Genomic DNA, 18,954 nt, shown 5'->3' with positions numbered 1-18,954 from the left:
CAAACATGTCAAACCTGAATACCGCCTCCACCCTCGGCGCGACTTCGCGTAATCCCGCGACCGGCGCGTTAATCGCTCACTATACGTTCCAGACTGCAGATGAAGTCGAACGCATGCTCGAGGACAACGCCGCCGCCTACCGGCTGTGGCGCGCAACGCCAATGGCAGTGCGCGTTGCGACCTATCGCCGTTTATCGGCCACATTGCGGAATCGATCCGGATCGTTGGCATTACTTATTACTGCAGAGATGGGCAAGACGCTTGCCGCGGCGCGGGCGGAGGTCGAAAAGTGCGCCGCAGCGGTCGACTGGATCGCTGAGCATGGCCCAGCGTTGCTCGCCGATGAACCCGCGCCGGTCGAGGGCGACGATGAAGTCCACGTCTCTTACCTTCCTATCGGCTCCATCCTTGCGGTCATGCCGTGGAATTTTCCGCTGTGGCAGGTCATTCGCGCGTCGGGGCCAATCATGCTGTCTGGCAATGGATTCATCCTCAAACACGCGGCCAATGTCATGGGATCGGCGTATGCGTTGCAAGACGTCTATGAAGCCGCAGGTTTTCCCACCGGGCTATTCGCGAACTTGAACGCGGACAACGAGACAGTTGCTCACGTGATCGAAGATTCCCGTGTTGCCGCGGTCACGCTGACGGGCAGTATGCGTGCGGGGTCGGCCGTGGCGGCGACGGCTGGCAAGGCACTCAAGAAAACTCTGCTGGAACTCGGTGGCGCTGACGCTTTCATCGTGCTGGCCGACGCGAACATCGACCTCGCCGTCAAGGCTGCAATTGAAGCGCGATTCCAGAACGCCGGTCAGGTCTGTCTGGCAGCGAAACGTTTTATCCTCGATCGGCCCATTGCGGATGAGTTCACGCGGAAGTTCGTCGCCGCCGCTGGTCAGATAAAGGCCGGCGATCCGCTCGATCCGGCTAGCACCATTGGGCCAATGGCGCGTGCCGACTTGCGCGACGAACTGCACCGTCAGGTGGAACGCACGATAAATGCAGGCGCGACGCTGCTTCTCGGCGGCAAGAAGGTCGAAGGCGTTGGAAACTACTACGAGCCGACCGTGCTCACCAATGTCGTCCCCGGCATGGCCGCGTTCGACGAGGAAACCTTCGGCCCGGTTGCCGCAATCACAATTGCCGATAACGCCGAGCACGCGATCGAACTCGCCAATACAAGCGACTACGGCCTCGGTGGAAGCCTCTGGACAAGCGATGTTGCTCGCGCCCAGCGGATCGCGCGTCGCCTCGAAACGGGTGGCGTCTTCATCAACGGCTTCTCCGCTTCCAACCCGCGTATTCCTGTCGGCGGAGTGAAGAAGAGTGGTTACGGACGTGAGCTCTCGCATTTCGGCCTGCGCGAGTTCACTAACGCTCAGGCGGTCTGGGCCAGGACGGTCGATTGATCTGCCACAACCAATGGTCCGCCCCGCCATAGCAGCTGGGTTACGGTGACGGTGTTCATACTGAACTGGAGGCCATCATGGAAGACGCAACGTTTGTCGGTATCGATCTGGGCAAGCATGCTTTTCACCTGCATGGCGGACGTATAAGGCAAGACCTTGTTCGCAAAAAGGTAAGCCGCAAGCAGCTGATCGAATTCTTCGCGACGTTTCATGTCTGTACAGTCGCCATAGAGGCTTGCGCCGGTTCGCATCATTTGGCGCGAAAGCTGGCTGCATTGGGACATAGGGTCAAACTGATCTCGGCTCAATTTGTCAGGCTATTCGTCAAGTCAAATAAGAACTATTTTGTCGATGCAGAGCTATCTGCGAAACGGCGTCGCGGGTGACGATGGAGATTCGTGACGCCGAAGACGGAATCGCAGCAAACCCTTTCGGTCTTGCATTGCGTGCGCGAATCGCGTGGCAAGCTACGCAAGCAGCCGCGCTTATTGCCGCGGTGTATCGCGTCAATGCGAACAACGGCGGTGGCAACGCGACCATCTATACGGTCGGCGGCACGTACAACCTGAGGAAGCGTACCTTGTTCGATTTCCAGATTGCGACCGCCCGCAACAGCGCCAATGCGAACTTCGGCTTGAACGCGAGTTCGTTCGGCGATACAACCAGCACCGACAACCCGCTTCCCGGTCATAGTCAGTCCGGCGCATACGCCGGAATTCAACATCTCTTCTAGCCATCCGCCAAGCGATGCGTGCAACCGTGTTGAGATACTCGATACCGGCCGGTTGCATGCATCGCTTGACGCCGACAAGTGCTTATAGCGGTGCCGGGCCTAGCGCGTGAGGTCCGCGATTTGTTAGTGTCTGCAAGAGACTTCAACAAAGATCACCTCCATTCCGGCTAAGCCCAATACGAATTCATAATTCGTGTACGATCCGGTTTTAAGTCCCCTGGCTTACCATGCTCGCGCTAAAGCTGACGCTGGTCCCGTTCTTTCTTCTCGTCGTTTCCATGTCGGGTAAATGGTGGGGGCCTACTATCGCAGGCTGGCTTGCAGGATTGCCCTTCGTTGCCGGACCTATCCTGTTCCTTCTGGTCCTGGATCACGGACCGGTTTTCGGAGCGCATGCGGCCACCCTGTCGTTGTCCGCCATCCTCGCCTCCGAGGCATTCAACTTCGCTTATGCATGGACCTGCCGGTCCCGATCCTGGCCCATTGCTCTAACGGCGGGACTGGGAAGCTGGCTCGTAGCCGCGACTATCCTGGCCTCAATGCCGACATCCCCAGCGTGGGCAATCGCGGCCGCGTTGATCGCCGTCGCGTTCGGACAAACGTTTCTCCCTCGCAGCAATGCCATTGCCAAGGTTGCACCGCTTAGCCGCAAGGATCTCATTGGACGCATGATTGCCGGCGCTGCGCTAACGGTCGCGGTGACCACGCTGTCGTCTGCGCTTGGGGCCAAATGGAGCGGACTTCTTGCGGTGTTCCCATTATTGGGGATCGTGCTTTCTGTTTCGTCTCATCGGGCGCACGGTCCCGATTTCGTCGTGTCGCTTTTGCGAGGCATGGTGCTCGGCCGGTTCTCATTCGCCGCGTTCTGCCTCTGCCTTATCTTCACGCTTCCCAGACAGTCTGCTTCCCTGGCATTCGTCGAAGCCGCCATCTTCGCGATGGCTGTGCAATGGACCACCAAACGCCTCGCACACGCACAACATGTACGCACGCGCGAGGTACTGACCGTACCGGCGCCGCGAGAGTAAGCGGTAATTGAGAAGAAGTGTTTTCTCGTAAACGCAAGCGGTCAGGCACGCTTAGGTTTAAATTCCACGCCACAAGGAACCGACTCCCAAATCGAATTATTCATTGACTTAACCAAGCGGGAAGTCAGCGTTGATGAACCATGAATGTCCTAGCGCAATACGTTATCTTGACAAGCGTTTAGCCGGTAAGCCGGACAATTCGTGGCCCCAAAATCCACAAAAAAAACGCAGCCTCGCAAGCCTCACCTCGAATGCGGGCTTAATCTGCAAGCACCCGCGCCCGTCTCATGGAAAACCCCGGCACATTCATCGTCCTAGGACATCGGTTTGCGATCACACTGGCGGTATCTTGAATCAGCAGTGGCGCCCGTGTTGCCGCTGCCCATGATTCCGGAGGAAGACAATGAGCCACGCGCAGCCAACGGCAAAACATACAGCTCGACACATCCCATCCAATCTTCTGCGGCGGGCAATTGCTGCATCTGCACTAGGCAATGCCACCGAATGGTTCGACTACGGCATCTACGCCTACGGCCTGACCTATATCTCGGCCGCCCTGTTTCCCGGCAGCACCGCCGAAGCCACCTTGTTCGCGCTGGCGACCTTCGCCATATCGTTTCTCGTGCGCCCACTCGGTGGCCTCTTCTGGGGACCGCTGGGCGACCGCCTCGGACGAAAATACGTGCTTGCCCTGACGATCATCATGATGTCGATCGCCACGCTTCTTGTTGGGCTACTGCCCACCTACGCCAGCATCGGCTTATGGGCGCCCGCGTTGTTAATCGTATTGCGCCTGGTACAGGGTTTCTCGACGGGCGGTGAGTACGGCGGAGCGGCCACTTTCATGGCCGAATATGCGCCGGACAAGAAGCGCGGCTTTTGCGGCAGCTTCCTCGAATTCGCTACGTTGGCCGGCTTCTCGCTTGGCGCGCTATTAATGCTCGGTTGTTCAGTCTTGCTAGGTAACGAAGCCATGCATGCCTGGGGATGGCGCCTGCCGTTCCTGATAGCCGCGCCGCTCGGCCTGATCGGATTCTATCTGCGTGCCAGAATGGAGGACACACCCGTCTTTCTCGAGTTGGAACAATCTGCCGAAAAACGGCTGCATGCGCGGGTATCGCTGAAAGAACTGCTGACCGAGTTCTGGAAGCCCCTTCTATTGCTAGGCGGCCTGGTCGTGGCACTCAACGTGGTTAATTACGTGCTGCTAGCCTATATGCCGACCTTCATGCAAAAGCAGTTGGGGATGAGTGACAACATGTCGTTGCTGGTGCCGCTGATCGGCATGCTGGCGATGATGGTATTCCTGCCCTTCGCGGGCACGTTCTCCGACCGGGTCGGCCGCAAGACCGTGTGGTGGTTTTCCTTGATCGGGCTCTTCGTCGCCGCCGTACCCATGTTCCTGCTCATGACGCACGGCACGGTTGGCGCGCTGATCGGTTTCGCGGTATTAGGCTTGCTGTATGTCCCTCAGTTAGCCAGCATCTCGGCGATGTTTCCGGCAATGTTCCCCACTCAGGTCCGCTATGCAGGCATGGCGATCGCCTATAACGTGTCGACCTCACTCTTCGGCGGCACCGCACCCATGGTGAACGAATGGCTCATTGGACGTACAGGTAACCACCTTATTCCGGCGTACTACATGATGGGCTCATGCGTGATCGGTGCGCTCGCGTTGATCTTCGTGACCGAGACCACCGGCTGTTCGTTGCGGGGACGAGGTATTCCCGGTAAGACGTAAAAGCAATCTTGCACAGGGCACTGTCAATGCGCGGCGGCGACTGCCCTGGCTTGCAGTAAATCACCTTTGGCGGCTGCGGATCTTCTTGTATCCGCGTACAAGGGTTCGCCTGGGCGTCCATGGCCGCGGACGCCGGCACCGGTCTTCCCTGGAGGAGAGTGCATCATGCGTATCGGTCTGCCTAAAGAAATCAAGAACCATGAATATCGGGTCGGGCTGACGCCTGCGGGCGTTCGCGAGCTGGTGTCTCACAGGCACGACGTTGTCGTCCAGACAGCGGCAGGCGCGGAGATCGGTTTATCGGATGAAGCCTACAAGGCTGCGGGCGCCACTGTGGTCGACACGGCGCAGGAGGTTTTCGCGCGTGCAGAGATGATCATCAAGGTGAAGGAGCCGCAACCCGCCGAATGCGCGATGCTGCGCGCGGGGCAAATTCTCTATACGTACCTCCATCTCGCGCCTGACCCGGAGCAGACACGCGCCCTGATCGACTCCAAAGCCGTCTGCATTGCTTACGAAACAATCACCGGACCCGGCGGCGGCTTGCCGTTGCTCGCGCCCATGAGCGAAGTCGCGGGCCGCATGTCGATCCAGGCAGGCGCGGCGCACTTGGAGAAATCGAAGGGAGGCATGGCGTTGCTGCTTGGCGGTGTTCCCGGCGTAGCGCCGGCACATGTGGTGATCATTGGTGCAGGCGTGGTCGGGACCAACGCGTTGCAGATTGCAGTGGGCATGGGCGCGCGTGTGACAATAATCGATAAGAACCTCGAGCGTTTGCGCGCACTGGACGTTATCTACGGCAACCGCGTCACCACGCTATGTTCGAATGTGCAGACGATCGAGGATTCAGCGCACGCCGCCGATCTCCTGATCGGCGGCGTGCTTATCCCGGGCGCTGCTGCGCCGAAGCTCGTGACTCGCAACATGATTTCGCATATGAAGCCGGGCGCTGTTGTTGTCGATGTCGCCATCGATCAGGGCGGTTGCTTCGAGACGTCCCGCCCCACCACGCATACAGACCCGACTTTCATCGTGGACAATATCGTGCATTACTGCGTGGCCAACATGCCCGGTGCGGTGGCGCGAACCTCGACGTTCGCGCTCACGAACGCGACAATCGGGCACGCGCTGGCAATCGCGGACAAAGGCTGGAGGCGCGCGCTGTCTGATGATCCGCATCTGCGCGCCGGCTTGAACGTGTGCGAGGGACACGTCACTTACAAAGCCGTTGCACGCGACCTTGGGCTTACCTACGTACCGGCTGAAAGCCTGCTTACATGAGTTGGACCGTAGTCATAAAAAGCCGGCCCGGGTTATTTCAAGCGCATCTTCTGCTGCAGTAAGGCCTTTACCTCCTGCCACTCGGAATCAATGATGCTGAACCGGACCGAGTTGCGCTTGCGGCCGTCCGGCATGATGCGCTCGTGCCGGACAATGCCCTCCTCCTTCGCGCCAATGCGCAGGATCGCCGCTCGGGATTTGGCGTTTAGCTCGTCTGTAGTGAATTGGACGCGCACAGCATTCATGACTTCGAACGCGTAGGCCAGGAGAAGGTACTTCGCTTCAGTATTGACGCCCGAGCGCTGCACCGAGGCACTTAGCCAGGAATGGCCAATTTCGAGCTTTCTATTCACGCGATCGATCTTCCAGAACCGGGTGCTGCCCAGCACCTGCCCGGTCTCTCGCTTGACGATAACAAACGGCATCACAGTTCCGGCCTGCCGACCTGCTAGCGCAGTAGCAATGTATTGCCCCGCCGTCTCGGGACCCGGAACGACCGTCACCTTCATGGTCCACAATTCACCATCTGACGCGGCGTTCACCAGCGCCTCCTGATGCGATGACTGCATAGGACGAAGTTCGATTGTGGGGCCGGTCAGCGTAGGTGGGATATCAAGGGAAGCGTCAGGGATCATGGCCGGCAACTTTGCTTTTTGAGGGCCTCAATCATAAGCCAAACGCCGACGATATATTCCGGCTTGGAGTAATCGCGAGACGCCGATCAAGGTCGGGCCGACTCCCGAGCGATCCATCGTATGTTTGCCCTGCTCGTTGCGAAAACCCCTTGAAATCAAGGCCGGTTTTGCGTTTTCTGCATCCAGTCCACAATACCGTTCACTACCGTTTCTTCTATTCCATAGTAGCCATGCGGAGTCAGCGAGCCGCAATCGTCGTGGGTACGTTGCGTGCCGCCGCTAACGGTCAGGACCGTTACTGGAGCGTGGCGAATTGATTGCGCAATTGACTGTGCCATGGACGGCGGTGCGACCTTGCATTGGTCATTTACGTTTGCGACAACAAGCGAAGGCACGCGGACATCGGCAGGACGCGCATCGAACACGGTTTCATGAGAGCCGCCGAGAATGGACACGGACTCGGTCAAGATCAGGCCGGCAAGCTGCATGCTTCCGGCATGCGATGCAGCGTTCATCGCGGCAATGGAACCTTGGCTTGTACCAAGCACCCATACAGGAACACTCGCCTGCATACCTGCAAACTCAATGATCTTTTTCGTTACCTCTGCATACTCGGCGCTACTGCGCTGCCCTCGCATGGACTGGTGATCCAGCGCGTCGACCAGCACGATGCCATAACCCCTGTCACGCCAGAGTTCGTCAGAACGCACGACGAAATTCTTCGCATTCTTGACCTCTCCGCTCTTCTCAATGTCGATCTCGCCGGTGCCGCCGGGGAACATCACGATAATGCCTTTTGTTTCGCGCTTGGCCTTGGTGTACAAAACGCGCTGGAAACCTCCGCCTTGCAAAGGCAGCTCTTCCACTATGCCCTCACCCGCCGACGATATTTCCATGACCTGAGCACTCTGCGTCGAGGCGTGATGCAGCGTTAATTCGCGTGCAAAAGCGTGGGAACCGGAAACACAGCAAATGGCTGCAAGCGACATGCGTAATAGAAGGCGACGCGGCCCAGGTTGAAACATTCAACGCTCCTATGAGGCTAAGCAGCCCAAGTGACTTCCCGGAAAAGCGCACAGAGTACAAAGCGTTGATTGGAATGTAAAATATATTCTATAAGCGGCTGCCATATTAATCACGTATGCCCACCCGCGTCAGGCTTGCGGCCTGTTCAGCATCGTCTTATCTGCCAACCTCCTGGTCTACCGCAACGACCCGCACTCAAACAGTAAGTACCGTGGCTTACAGCCGATTCCTCATTTAACCTTCCCGGTAACGCTGTTCCGTTCTTAGTCCGAACGAATTTACTCGCGGCCATCGCTTGTATTTGAAGTATTCGTTCAATCATGGATGACCTCAAAAAAACTGCGCAGCAACTCGCAAACGTTTGCCTTGCAGCTTGTAATCAGATCGTCGACGGCTAAGCTGGGTAAGGCTTTGTAACCAATTCAGCCACATCAAGTTTTTTTGAATCCCGCCACTTTTTTCTCGGATTATTACGATATATTACGGCCGCTACAGAACGTTTACGTACTGCCGGGAGCAGCGAACAGATGAAAGCATTGCGAGTACTTCATAGCGAGTCGTCAGGGGGCTGGGGCGGCCAGGAACACAGGACGCTCAAGGAAATGATCGTGTTGCGCTCCCGGGGCCACGCTGTAGAAGTCGTCTGCCCTGTCGATGCCCGGCTCGGAGTGCGCGCGAAAGAGGAAGGTTTCACCGTTCACCACGCGAGGATGAAAGGCGGTGCCGATGTTTCGTCCATGCTGACGATCAAGGCATTGCTGACGCGCAGCAACTTCGACGTTCTCAACACGCATAGCGGCCACGACAGTATTGTTGCGGGCACGGCGGGGAGGCTCGCCGGCACGCCGCTCGTGGTCCGTACGCGCCACCTCGCCTTGCCCATCAGTTCGCTTGCCACCTACACGTGGATTCCGCATCGCGTCATTGCAGTGAGCCGCCATGTGCGCGAATACCTGATTTCCGCGGGTGTATCGAAGAGTCGCGTTGAAACTATCTACGACGGCATCGTCAAGCCACCGGCCCTTTCTCATTCCACGTTACGCGGTGAACTCGGTTTAGGCCCAGAGGCCATCATTGCGGCCATGGTCGCGATCGTGCGCGATAAGAAGGGCCATGAGGATTTGATCGATGCGGTGCGGCCCATGCTTGCGGAACGTCCGAACCTGCACATCGTGATGGCCGGTGACGGACCGTGGTTCGACAAGATCAAGAATATCGTCGACGGTCTGGGGATTAGCGACCGCGTCCATCTACTCGGCTTTCGCACGGACATTCCGAATGTGCTGCGAGGCTGCGATTTCTTTGTGCTGCCAACCCATCAGGAAGCATTGGGGCAGTCCTATATAGAAGCCATGGCAGCAGGATTGCCGGTCATCGGTACGGACGTCGATGGTGTGCCGGAATTGATCACGCACGGCGTGAACGGCCTGCTTGTGCCGCCACACGACATTGAAGCGCTGCGAGCGGCCATTGCCCGCCTGATCGATAACCCGAGGCTTCGCGTGCAACTCGGCGTTGCAGGGCGCCTCCTGACCGATGCCAGCTTTACCGTCGACGGCATGGCTGACGAAACCATCGACTTCTACGAACGCGGCATCAACGAACGGCGGCTTAACGCGTGAGAGGGAAAGGCAAAGCGCAAGCGCAAGCGCATGCGGTGCCCGTACTGATGTATCACCACATCAGCACGTCACCGGGAATGATTACAGTCTCGCCCGATCGTTTTGCGGCTCAGATGGCCTACCTCGCGCAAGCGGGTTACCAGACCGTGAGAGCCGCGCAGTTGAGCGCGTACCTGGCAGGGGCATCGTTGCCGGCGAAGTCAGTCGTACTGACCTTCGACGACGGTTATCTCGACAACTGGGTGCATGCCCATCCTGTGCTGCAGCAGTATGGTTTTACCGCCCTGTGCTTTCTGGTCACCAGTTGGCCAGGCGACGGCGCGCCACGCGTTCACGCGCACTCGGGTGGCGAATTGCCCGAGTTGCTTAATCATCACGAAGGCGACCTGGCTATCGAGAAGGGCGACACTGATCGCGCGATCCTGCGATGGTCCGAGATCGATGCAATGCGTCGTGCAGGGACGTTCGAATTTCATAGCCACACACACAGCCACGTGCGTTGGGATAAGGTTGCGCGCAACCGCGAAGAAAAATGTGCTGCGTTGCGGCGCGACCTCGTCGCTGCGCGTGCAGAACTTCAGACGCGCATGGGCGAAGCCTCTGACCATCTATGCTGGCCTCAAGGCTTCTACGACGACGACTACCGGCAAGTCGCCCGCGAGACCGGTTTCAAACATTTCTACACGTGCGAGATGGGCCCCAATATTCGCGGGTCTAAAGAAGCCGACGAACGATCGATTTATCGGCTGGAGGTGCGGGACCGGCCGCCGTCGTGGCTTGCATCCAGGCTGTGGGTACATAGCCGGCCGACCCTGAGCCGCGCTTATCTTGCAGTGAAGCGGTGACGGACGATCCGTCGCTTCGTGCGACGGCTGGCTTCAAGTGAATGACCGCGCAATTTCGTTGCCTGCTTCACCATGAAAGCACGTTCCCCTGCATCGGTTAAGCGCTGCCGGGCCGGGAATTGCTAGAATTGCGGCTCACACGCAACGTGGCCGACTCCTCATGAAAAATCGCAGCCGCCCGCCGTCAGGCGTCCTATCGCTGGTGCTCGCCATCATGGTGCTTGGGTCGATACCGGCCCGCGCCGCCAGCGACCAGGTTGAAACAATCGTCATGGTTCGGCACGGGGAGAAACCCGTCGCCGGCCTCGGTCAGCTAAGTTGCCAGGGCCTGAATCGTGCGCTCGCGTTGCCACGGGTCATCGAAAGCAAATACGGTAAACCAGACTTCATTTTTGCGCCGGATCCGGCTAAGGAAAAGAACGATAGCGGCATCAAGTACGACTATGTCCGCCCGCTAGCGACCATCGAACCGACTGCAATTTATTTTGGTCTGCCGGTAGATGCGTCGATTGGATTTTCCAGGACCGACGACCTGCGTGCGACCCTGCTGGCACCCCAGTACAAAGACAAACTGGTGGTAGTCGCTTGGGAACATAAGATCATCGAGACACTTGCCCGTAAGATTGTCAGCGACGCCGGCGGCGACGCAGCGAGCGTGCCTCATTGGGCAAGTGCGGATTACGACAGCATCTACGTGCTGCGGATTACGCAAAGCGCGGACAAGGTCAATGCGGTCTTTAGCGTTGACCATGAGGGCCTGAATCATCGCTCCGTGACGTGTCCAGGCGGCTAGCTAATGCCCGGGCAAAGCAAGGAACCCAACGTAATGGCTCAGATATTCAGGAACCCGAGAACGGACACGACGATCCCTGCCACCCCCGCCAGGCCCGCGACCACGAACAGCTTGCGACTGCCTGTGAGCGATGTAATTGCCGCTAGCGAAATAGCGACGTTGATTAACGCAAGCGCCTGACCGAACATGTGTTGCGGATGGCCCTTGCGCTCGGATTGCAGGTTGGCTTCTTCCACCTGCTTTTCCATGTCGTGCGCCTTGGCCTGGATCTCTTTCTTTCGAAGCTCGTATTTGGCGATCTGGTCGCGGTAATACGCCTGCTTGTCAGGACCGGACAATTCAGCGGCAAGCTCCATCAGATGCCCCTTGCTGGATTGCGCCTGATACAGATTCCATTCATCGCTGGTTTTGCTTTGCAGCAGCACCGCGTCGTTCTTGAACAGCAGGGACTGCGTTTGCAAGACCCCTTCCTCGTAGTGCAAAAGCCCCGAGAGCGCCGCGAGAATGGCGGTGAATACAGCAACCCAGCGGGATAACGGATCGCCCGAATGCGCCGCATGTTCAACCGCATGCTCGTGAGGGGCACTTTCATTCGACATGGATCAGGTTTCCGCTGTTAAGACTGATTATTCGTGTGGCAATGGGAGTTGGGTGCCGGTCCCGCACGGCAAGAACGAGTGTCCTGCCAAGGAAGGTCCGGGATTATCGCAGCGCTTGGTAGGCGACAAAAATACCTTAGCGATGGAGATCGAGAAACAGGCTTAAACGTTCAGGTCTGGCGTTATCTTTACCTGCAAGCGTTGACGACTCCGGGCCTGTCACTAAGCGCCCTTAGCGGTTAGCACGCGGCGGCCTATTCGAACCAAAGGCATGCCCGCGAGCACAACGCGAGCCCCCATGGATGCCCGCCTCGCCTCAACACAAGCGCTGTCGCCGGCAGCCGATCACGCTCGCTAAAGCGAACAAAACCGGCTGCCAGGCTCTCAGCAAATCAAACGCTTACTTCGGTTGCTCCTCGTGATGCTCACCACCCTTAGGTGCTGGCGGATGCGCTTCAGGACGGGGTTCCGGACGCGGATGCTGCGGTTCCTCCCGATGGGCCTCTTGCTGAACCGGCGGACGGGCAGGCTGCGGCCTTTCCACATGCGAGACCGGCGGCTCGACCGGACGCGGGTGCTGGACTTCATGCTCCTCCGGACGAGGCGCGGCTTCCGGCGCGGGACGCTGTTGCTGCGCGTTCGGCGCGCGCATGGCTTGCTCTTGCCGGGGCGCTTGCGGCTCGTTTTGAGCCGGCCGCTCGGCATGGGGTGCTTGCGGCTCGTTCTGAACCGGACGCTCGGCATGGGGTGCAGGCTCGTGGTTTTCTGCGGGCGGCCGCGGTGCACCATTTGCATTGGCTAAAGGCGCACGCTGCTGCGCGGGTTCCGCGGGGCGCGCACCCTGCGGCGGTCGCGCTTCTTCACGCGGCGCATTCGCTTGAACGTTCCTGGCCGGCGCGCCTTGCACTCCGACCGGACGTGCTTGCGCCCGGTTCACCAAACGATAGCCTTGCGGCGATGGCGCCACAGCCGCACCGTGGTTCAACGGACGCGTGAAGGCTGCCGGCACTGTCGTCCGCACGATCGGCTCACCCGCACCGGCCACGCGCGCTCCGCCGCTGGCGAAGTGTTGTGCGAGCGTATCCCGGTATGCCGCAGGAACCACCGGTGCGCGGGTAGCGACCACTTGACGTTGCATGGCCATCTCGGGCGCACGCGCAGAAGCGGGTCGCATCCCGCCCGTGAAGCTGCCGCGTACCGGTGCGATACCGGGCATGCCTGCCCCAATCTGCGCGCCGCCAATTTGTTGTGCCGTCAGCCTGCGCGATGCCTGCGCCACCTGCTGGCCCTGCACGAACGTGTTCGCCGGCACGGCCGTAATAGCACCCGGCACACGCTGGTTGATATAGGTGTTATGAACGTTCGTGATGTTGTTGACGATGGTCGTGTTGTGCACATTCGTGATGTTCACGTTGTTGACCCGGTTGTAATAGCTCGGGCTATAACCCGAGCCCGGGTGCCACGGTTCGTGCGGGCCCAATGCAAACCATGCAACCCCCACGCCCACCGCACCGCCGATCGCCAGGTCGACACCCCAATGCGAACCGCCGCCACCGCCAACAAACGCCACGAGCGCCGGCGCATACACCGGCTGAGCGACGACCACAGGCCCCGGAACCCACGCCCAGGCATCGCCCAGATGCGCCCATCGACCATAATGGAAAGGCGCGAAACCCCAGGGGGCATCGTCTATCCAGGTCCAGCCCCACGGCGCAATCCACGTCCAATGACCTTGGTGATACGGCGCCCATTGCGCGGTTACAGCAACGGTCGGGACCCAGACTTCACCGTAGTTCGGGTCACTGCGCCACGTGCCGTTCGCATCGAGGTCTTCATAACCCGGAATCTCCCGCGATACATATCGTGCGGAGGCCGAACCATCTTCCAAGCGATCGCGGCTGACGACCCATTGATCGAAGGCGTCGAGAGCCGGCGCCGATCCACTTGCCTGTTGCTGAAGGTTCACGCCGGTGAACGTGATTTGCTGGCCCGCGGTCATTTGAAATACACCGCCGTCACCATAAAGATTGGCGGTGCCGCTTCGCAGCGTCACAGTCGTCGAGTTACCGTCAGGTGCCACGTCTACCCGAAATTCACCCGGGCTCGACGCCTGCATCGCGACATTCGGCGTGTCTATTTCGACAGTCTGACCGGAAGGCAATGCCCTCACCCGCGTAGAGAGCGTGCCCTGCGTCACTTTCAACTGCAGGTTCTTGTCGTCGATATCGACAATGCTTAAAGCAGTCTGTTGACTCAGTCGCAGCGCGGTAGAGCCGACGTGCAGTTCGCCGCGTGCACCGCTGTCTACCCACAACTGATCGCCGGTCGTAAGCGGACGATTCAGTTCGGCATATGCCCAGTCGGTTGCACCGGCCGGCTCCATGGTCACGCTGCCGTCGAAGTAGTTAAGACGAGCGACACGGCCCGGGGGATCGATGACGGATGCTGCGGTCGCTGTCGGGGACGGGACTGATTGAGCCCATGCTGGCGGGACCACTGCTAACAACGCAATCGCAGAAAGGACTGCTGCATGGGTGCGGCGCAAGCTTACCTTCATGGTGCAATCTCCGGTTAGTTTTCAGTTTGTCAGGTTAGCTTCGACCTAAGACACGCACTGTCTAACGCAGGTTTGCCACCGGTGGATGACACACTTCACATTACATACATTCCGTTGCAAAGAAGACCTGACATTTACAAAGAATGCATGGCGGACTTAAGACGCTAAGGTTATCGACCGCAAATAAATTGGACTGCTAAAGCCGCTTTATTAATATTTGTAAGGGCAGCATGTGCAATCGGTCGATCACCGGCCTAATGCTTATACAGCGTTAGGCCGACATGCAAAAGCCCACTGAGCATTTAGCGCGTCGAGGTCGTGGCAAATGCCGTTGTTAAGCCAAATTGAAAGGTTTGCCCACGCATTCATTGATTAGGGCGCACCGTTAGCTTTCGGCCTTCCTTCGGTTAGCTTGGTTAAGAAGCCACCTTTGTAATTCGGCGAGTCAACAACACCACTAACGCAGGCGCTACGGCGAAGCTTGCGAACAACCATGCAGAGGCCGATTGCGCGCCCGCCACCCCACCGGGACTTAGCAAGCCTGCCGCATTCGCAACGAGTCCCGCGACGGCCGCGCCTGTCGCCATGCCATAGAGCTGCACCGTCGTGATCGCCGCTGATGCGGTCCCGCCCTCTCCCGGCGGCGCCAATGTCAAAACACGCGTCAGCAAATGCGGCCAGCAGATGCCCACCCCCGCACCGACACCGGCTAACGCAAGACCGCATAGCAGCGTGCGCAAGCCCGCCGGCAACCCGGCGCCAAGCGGCATCAATATGGACAAGACGAGCAGGCTTAGCACGCACAGTGCGGGACCGGCGTGCACCAGACGAGCAGCTCCACGGCCCTCATGACCGGAAGACAGCAGTGCACCCAGGCTCCATCCACCGGCCATTGCGGCTGCCAGATAACCCGCTGCAAGCGGCGTATGACCGTGCAACGTTTGCAGGAAGTAAGGCACAAATATTTCCGTGGTCGTACCGACCAGCAACAACGCAACGCTCGCATAGACAGCGCCCAATGCCGTGCCGAGAGCGGTCGCGCCCTTGGGTAACAACCGCACGGTCGTGCGCCGTTCCCACGCAACGGCTGCTGCACCCAGCATCAATCCTGCCGCGAGACCGGCCGCTTGCCAGACCAGCGAGGTCGATAAACTGCCTGCCGCGACCGCCATGACGGAGCTAGCGAGTAACGCAATCTGCGGGCCGGGCACGTGAGCCGCACCATCCGCGGGCGGCGCTTTCGCATGCGGTTTCAAGCGCGTCGCTACCAGCAGCGCTTGCAGAACGCAGAGCGGCAACAGCGTCCAGAAGGCCCATCGCCAATGTCCTGCTTCGGCAAACAAGCCCCCCAACGCCGGTCCGCAAAGCGTCGCCACGCCCCACATTCCTGATACCAGCGCGACGGCACGCGGCCACAGCGGCGGCGCGAACACGACCCGGATCAACGCGTAGCTCAAGGCGCCTAACGTACCGCCGCCCAGACCTTGCACGCTGCGCCCAGTCAGCATCCAGGGCATGGAGGGAGCCGCGGCGCATACGACCGAACCCAGTGCAAATACGGCTAGCGCCGCGAGATATGCGCCGCGTGGACCTAATGCCGCCAGCACTCGCACGGACAACGCGGCTCCCACGATAGAAGCCACCTCGAACAAGGTCGTATTCCAGGCGTAGAAGTCGAGTCCTCCGATATCCCTCACCACCGACGGCAACACAGTCGAGACAACATGTACATTGACCGCGTATAGCGCCACGCCGCCGGTCAAGGCCAACGCAAGAACACCGTTCGCGCCTTGCAGCAGGTCGCTCCAGGCGGCGGTGCCCGGCTGATCGGCGGTACGGGCGGCGCGGGTGGTATCTGCTACAGGCATGGGCTTTCCTTGACCTCGACAGTAAGGCCGCTTAGGCCTAATATCAAAACATTAGCTTGCATATTAGGTTGATGCAGCAATTTACACAAGGACTAACTTGGATAATTCAAGCGTACTGTCGACTGCGGATCGCATCTTGTTTTTCATCAAGACGAAGGGGCCCGCGTCTACCGCGACCCTTGCGCAAGCTTTCGACATGACCCCTGAGGCCGCCCGCCAGCAAGTGCAGAAGCTTGCAGCGGCGGCCTTGATTGAAGGCCAGCAGGAGGCCATAGCGGGCGTGGGGAGGCCGCGTCAAAACTGGGCGCTGACGGAAGCCGGCAATCGGCGGTTCCCGGACACGCACGCGCAACTGACCGTGCAGTTGATCGGGTCGATCCGGCAGATATTTGGTGAGGACGGCATGGACCGCCTGATCGCGCAACGCGAGGTGGAATCGCGCGTGCTCTACGCTGCCGCGCGCGCCGGCAGGACGTTGCCTGAGCGGCTGAAGCGACTGGCTGCGCTACGCACCGAAGAGGGTTACATGGCGCGGGTCGAACGCGACGGGCACGACTGGTTGCTGATCGAAGACCATTGCCCGATCTGCGCCGCCGCGCGCACGTGCCAGGGGTTTTGCCGCTCCGAATTGCGCTTGTTTCAAGAGGTGGCAGGAGACGATGCCACCGCCACGCGCGAGCAGCATCTTCTCGCTGGTGCACACCGATGCGTTTATCGTATCGTTCCGAATCGATATGTTAGGGATAACTGATCGATGCTCTTGAAAACGGGCAAATGGATTGAAGCGCAACTCCCTTTCAACGCCTTCAACTGCATGCATGACTGCCCATTCTAGATCTGCATGCTCAAGACTCAGTATGCATCGGCTCAATCCATGATGTGCAAGCTTTGTTTCACGCTCAGGAAACCGCATGAGACTAGCGCTTCTATTTGCCTTGCTATGCAGCGTCGCATACGGCCTGACTATCTCCCACCACGTCAGTGCGCAAGCCATCGACGCGCCCGCGAAAATCTCCGCGCTTATTCCTGACACGCAACGCCCAGCCGAACATCACGGCTCAACAGTGCTTGCTGGCTACGCTCCAGACCGCGCGACCGGCCCGGACAAGCCGGTCCGGGCTACGCCGGCCCAGCAGTTCGACGTTGCAGCGGCATCCGGCAACGGCACTATTCCCGTGTATTCAACCCTTCCGCTAAACGCCAACGCTGCGGGTATTGAGCGAGTTGTCATCGTCGTGCATGGGGAAAGCCGCAACGCTAAATCGAATTGGTCCTCAACCGTTGACGCAGCGAAGATGGCGGCGGTGACGGGAACAACCTTGATCGTCGGCCCCCAGTTCTTGGTCCCTCAAGACATTGCGGCCCAAAGGCTGCCTGCTTCCGTGTTGCGCTGGAAGATGCATGACTGGTCGCGCGGGTTGCCGGCAGTATCGCCCATCTCCGTCAGTGGATTCGAGGTACTTGATCACCTACTCGACCACTTTGCAGACCGAACGCGATACCCGGACTTACGCACCGTTGTACTCGTTGGCCACTCGGCGGGCGCGCAACTCGTGCAACGATACACAGCCGTTGGACATGGCGAGCAAGCGTTGACCGCGTTGGGAATACACACCCGGTATGTGGTGGTGGAACCCAGTAGTTTTCTCTATTTCGACAACCTCCGGCCCTCCGCCGCAGGGGGCTTCAAAGCGCTCGATTCGTCTGCCTGCCCCGGCGCCACGCAGTGGCGTTATGGACTGGATAACGCACCGCCGTATGTAAGCGGTCAATCCGCGCAAGCCGTCGAGGCAACGTACGCAGCGCGCGATGTTGTCTACCTTGCAGGGACCGCCGACAACGACCCGGATCACAGCGAACTGGACCGGTCTTGCGCAGGCGAACTGCAAGGCTCCGACCGCCTTAGCCGCAGCGTTTCCTATATGAAGTACATGCGCATGCGGCATCCAACGAATTTGCATCAGCGTCTTGTACTGGTACCGGGTGCGGACCACGATTCGAAACACGTTCTGGCGAATAGCTGCAGCTTGCCGGTGCTCTTTTCCGACAGCCACGAATTCCCCTGTGCGTCCAAGCCCTGACGGGAATCGCCAACGGGATGAGGGCTTAGCGTTGAATCGCGGGCGCCGTGCGGGACTCGGCACCGCTCAAGAGCGGGTTACGCCGCGTACACGCGCTATCAAAAGTCCCTATGCTAACTCCAGCGGTCCGACCACAGGGGGCACCCATGAAGAGAGCCCTTGAACCTACAGATGCCAGCACCATGCGCCGGCATCAATCGACCCTGGTCGCGGAAATCGCAATCGCGTTTCCCGTCACCATCGTTTTGTGGCTTGGCGTTTACTACTTCCTGCCGCCGCTTGGCGGCATGGACGATCTTCCCGCCCGGTTCGTGCTCGCGCTCAAATGCTGCTGCATCGCGATCCTCTTCTGCTTCCGCACGGGCATTGAAGCGGTTGCACATGAACGCTTGCGCTCGCCGGCAATTGATCCATTGTCGGGTTATGAAACGCGTCGCTTGACGATGAACCTGCGCTATCTACAGAACACGCTTGAACAACTTATCCTGTTTGTCCCCGGACTATTCGCGCTGGCATTCTAGTGCCGACGGACACTCTATGCGCGCGGTTATCGCAACCGCCGTAGTCTGGATCGCTACCCGTTTCGCTTGCAAAGCATGCTGGTCCCGTGGAAGCATCTTGTGCGAGCAACAGGACCGGTTAATGCTTGAACAAGCGCGGCGGCTTGCGACGACCAAGCTAAGACAAACTCACGCTCGATATGTGCGTGCATGGCTTGCTATAGGACGACACCAGC

Annotated in this window: 15 protein-coding genes and 2 pseudogenes; 12 read left to right on the top strand and 5 right to left on the bottom strand. The window is 59.2% G+C overall.

The features are described from left to right. The first annotated feature begins 5 nt into the window (after positions 1 to 5). The 6 genes and pseudogenes from GSQ93_RS35600 to ald all read left to right on the top strand — a co-directional run bounded on the left by GSQ93_RS35600 (position 6) and on the right by ald (position 6,192). Positions 6 to 1,409: an NAD-dependent succinate-semialdehyde dehydrogenase gene (locus tag GSQ93_RS35600; protein WP_158940716.1), complete on the top strand. Its 1,404-nt coding sequence runs from the start codon at positions 6 to 8 to the stop codon at positions 1,407 to 1,409. A 77-nt stretch (positions 1,410 to 1,486) separates the two neighbouring features. Further along, a pseudogene (locus tag GSQ93_RS35595) lies at positions 1,487 to 1,867 on the top strand (IS110 family transposase); the annotation flags it as partial. Then, positions 1,864 to 2,142, top strand: a pseudogene (locus tag GSQ93_RS35590) (porin); the annotation flags it as partial. The pseudogenes GSQ93_RS35595 and GSQ93_RS35590, both read left to right, overlap by 4 nt. Positions 2,143 to 2,369: 227 nt before the next feature. Beyond that, on the top strand, positions 2,370 to 3,170 hold the full coding sequence (locus GSQ93_RS35585) for a hypothetical protein (protein WP_158940712.1): 801 nt from the start codon (positions 2,370 to 2,372) through the stop codon (positions 3,168 to 3,170). A gap of 403 nt (positions 3,171 to 3,573) precedes the next feature. Then, positions 3,574 to 4,911, top strand: a complete 1,338-nt coding sequence (locus GSQ93_RS35580; RefSeq protein WP_158940710.1) for an MFS transporter — start codon at positions 3,574 to 3,576, stop codon at positions 4,909 to 4,911. Positions 4,912 to 5,076: 165 nt separating this feature from the next. Beyond that, positions 5,077 to 6,192, top strand: coding sequence for an alanine dehydrogenase (gene ald / locus GSQ93_RS35575; protein WP_158940708.1), 1,116 nt, complete (start codon positions 5,077 to 5,079; stop codon positions 6,190 to 6,192). A 32-nt stretch (positions 6,193 to 6,224) separates the two neighbouring features. Here ald and GSQ93_RS35570 read toward each other — a convergent pair whose 3' ends face one another. Next, positions 6,225 to 6,824, bottom strand: coding sequence for a GNAT family N-acetyltransferase (locus tag GSQ93_RS35570; RefSeq protein ID WP_216857728.1), 600 nt, complete (start codon positions 6,822 to 6,824; stop codon positions 6,225 to 6,227). 158 nt (positions 6,825 to 6,982) lie between these two features. Then, positions 6,983 to 7,852: an alpha/beta hydrolase gene (locus tag GSQ93_RS35565; RefSeq protein ID WP_216857724.1), complete on the bottom strand. Its 870-nt coding sequence runs from the start codon at positions 7,850 to 7,852 to the stop codon at positions 6,983 to 6,985. Positions 7,853 to 8,380: 528 nt separating this feature from the next. Here GSQ93_RS35565 and GSQ93_RS35560 point away from each other — a divergent pair. The 3 genes from GSQ93_RS35560 to GSQ93_RS35550 all read left to right on the top strand — a co-directional run bounded on the left by GSQ93_RS35560 (position 8,381) and on the right by GSQ93_RS35550 (position 11,113). Then, positions 8,381 to 9,475, top strand: a complete 1,095-nt coding sequence (locus GSQ93_RS35560; RefSeq protein WP_158940706.1) for a glycosyltransferase family 4 protein — start codon at positions 8,381 to 8,383, stop codon at positions 9,473 to 9,475. Continuing rightward, positions 9,472 to 10,320 (top strand): polysaccharide deacetylase family protein, encoded by an 849-nt coding sequence (locus GSQ93_RS35555; RefSeq protein ID WP_254074227.1) that lies wholly within the window; start codon positions 9,472 to 9,474, stop codon positions 10,318 to 10,320. The genes GSQ93_RS35560 and GSQ93_RS35555 overlap by 4 nt, the downstream gene beginning before the upstream one ends. Positions 10,321 to 10,480: 160 nt before the next feature. Beyond that, positions 10,481 to 11,113, top strand: coding sequence for a histidine phosphatase family protein (locus GSQ93_RS35550; RefSeq protein ID WP_216857723.1), 633 nt, complete (start codon positions 10,481 to 10,483; stop codon positions 11,111 to 11,113). Between the two features lie 38 nt (positions 11,114 to 11,151). On the opposite strand, the gene GSQ93_RS35545 is transcribed toward GSQ93_RS35550, so the two are convergent. The 3 genes from GSQ93_RS35545 to GSQ93_RS35535 all read right to left on the bottom strand — a co-directional run bounded on the left by GSQ93_RS35545 (position 11,152) and on the right by GSQ93_RS35535 (position 16,137). Next, positions 11,152 to 11,712, bottom strand: a complete 561-nt coding sequence (locus GSQ93_RS35545; RefSeq protein ID WP_158940704.1) for a DUF4337 domain-containing protein — start codon at positions 11,710 to 11,712, stop codon at positions 11,152 to 11,154. 400 nt (positions 11,713 to 12,112) lie between these two features. Next, positions 12,113 to 14,269 carry a DUF6600 domain-containing protein gene (locus GSQ93_RS35540; protein WP_158940702.1) on the bottom strand — a complete coding sequence of 719 codons (2,157 nt, stop codon included), beginning with the start codon at positions 14,267 to 14,269 and terminating at the stop codon, positions 12,113 to 12,115. Between the two features lie 416 nt (positions 14,270 to 14,685). Beyond that, complete coding sequence (locus tag GSQ93_RS35535; RefSeq protein ID WP_158940700.1) at positions 14,686 to 16,137, bottom strand: MFS transporter; 1,452 nt, start codon at positions 16,135 to 16,137, stop codon at positions 14,686 to 14,688. A 97-nt stretch (positions 16,138 to 16,234) separates the two neighbouring features. Here GSQ93_RS35535 and GSQ93_RS35530 point away from each other — a divergent pair, with 97 nt between their 5' ends. The 3 genes from GSQ93_RS35530 to GSQ93_RS35520 all read left to right on the top strand — a co-directional run bounded on the left by GSQ93_RS35530 (position 16,235) and on the right by GSQ93_RS35520 (position 18,739). Then, complete coding sequence (locus GSQ93_RS35530) at positions 16,235 to 16,888, top strand: metalloregulator ArsR/SmtB family transcription factor (RefSeq protein WP_174254712.1); 654 nt, start codon at positions 16,235 to 16,237, stop codon at positions 16,886 to 16,888. A gap of 160 nt (positions 16,889 to 17,048) precedes the next feature. Further along, the gene (locus GSQ93_RS35525) at positions 17,049 to 18,218 is read left to right on the top strand and encodes an alpha/beta hydrolase (RefSeq protein WP_158940698.1); all 1,170 of its coding nucleotides are present in this window, start codon (positions 17,049 to 17,051) and stop codon (positions 18,216 to 18,218) included. A 146-nt stretch (positions 18,219 to 18,364) separates the two neighbouring features. Next, positions 18,365 to 18,739 carry a hypothetical protein gene (locus GSQ93_RS35520; protein WP_158940696.1) on the top strand — a complete coding sequence of 125 codons (375 nt, stop codon included), beginning with the start codon at positions 18,365 to 18,367 and terminating at the stop codon, positions 18,737 to 18,739. The last annotated feature ends 215 nt before the right edge of the window (positions 18,740 to 18,954 follow it).

It is taken from the genome of Burkholderia sp. S171 (assembly GCF_009766085.1).
GTDB lineage: Bacteria > Pseudomonadota > Gammaproteobacteria > Burkholderiales > Burkholderiaceae > Caballeronia.
This window is presented reverse-complemented; position numbering and strand designations above follow the sequence as displayed.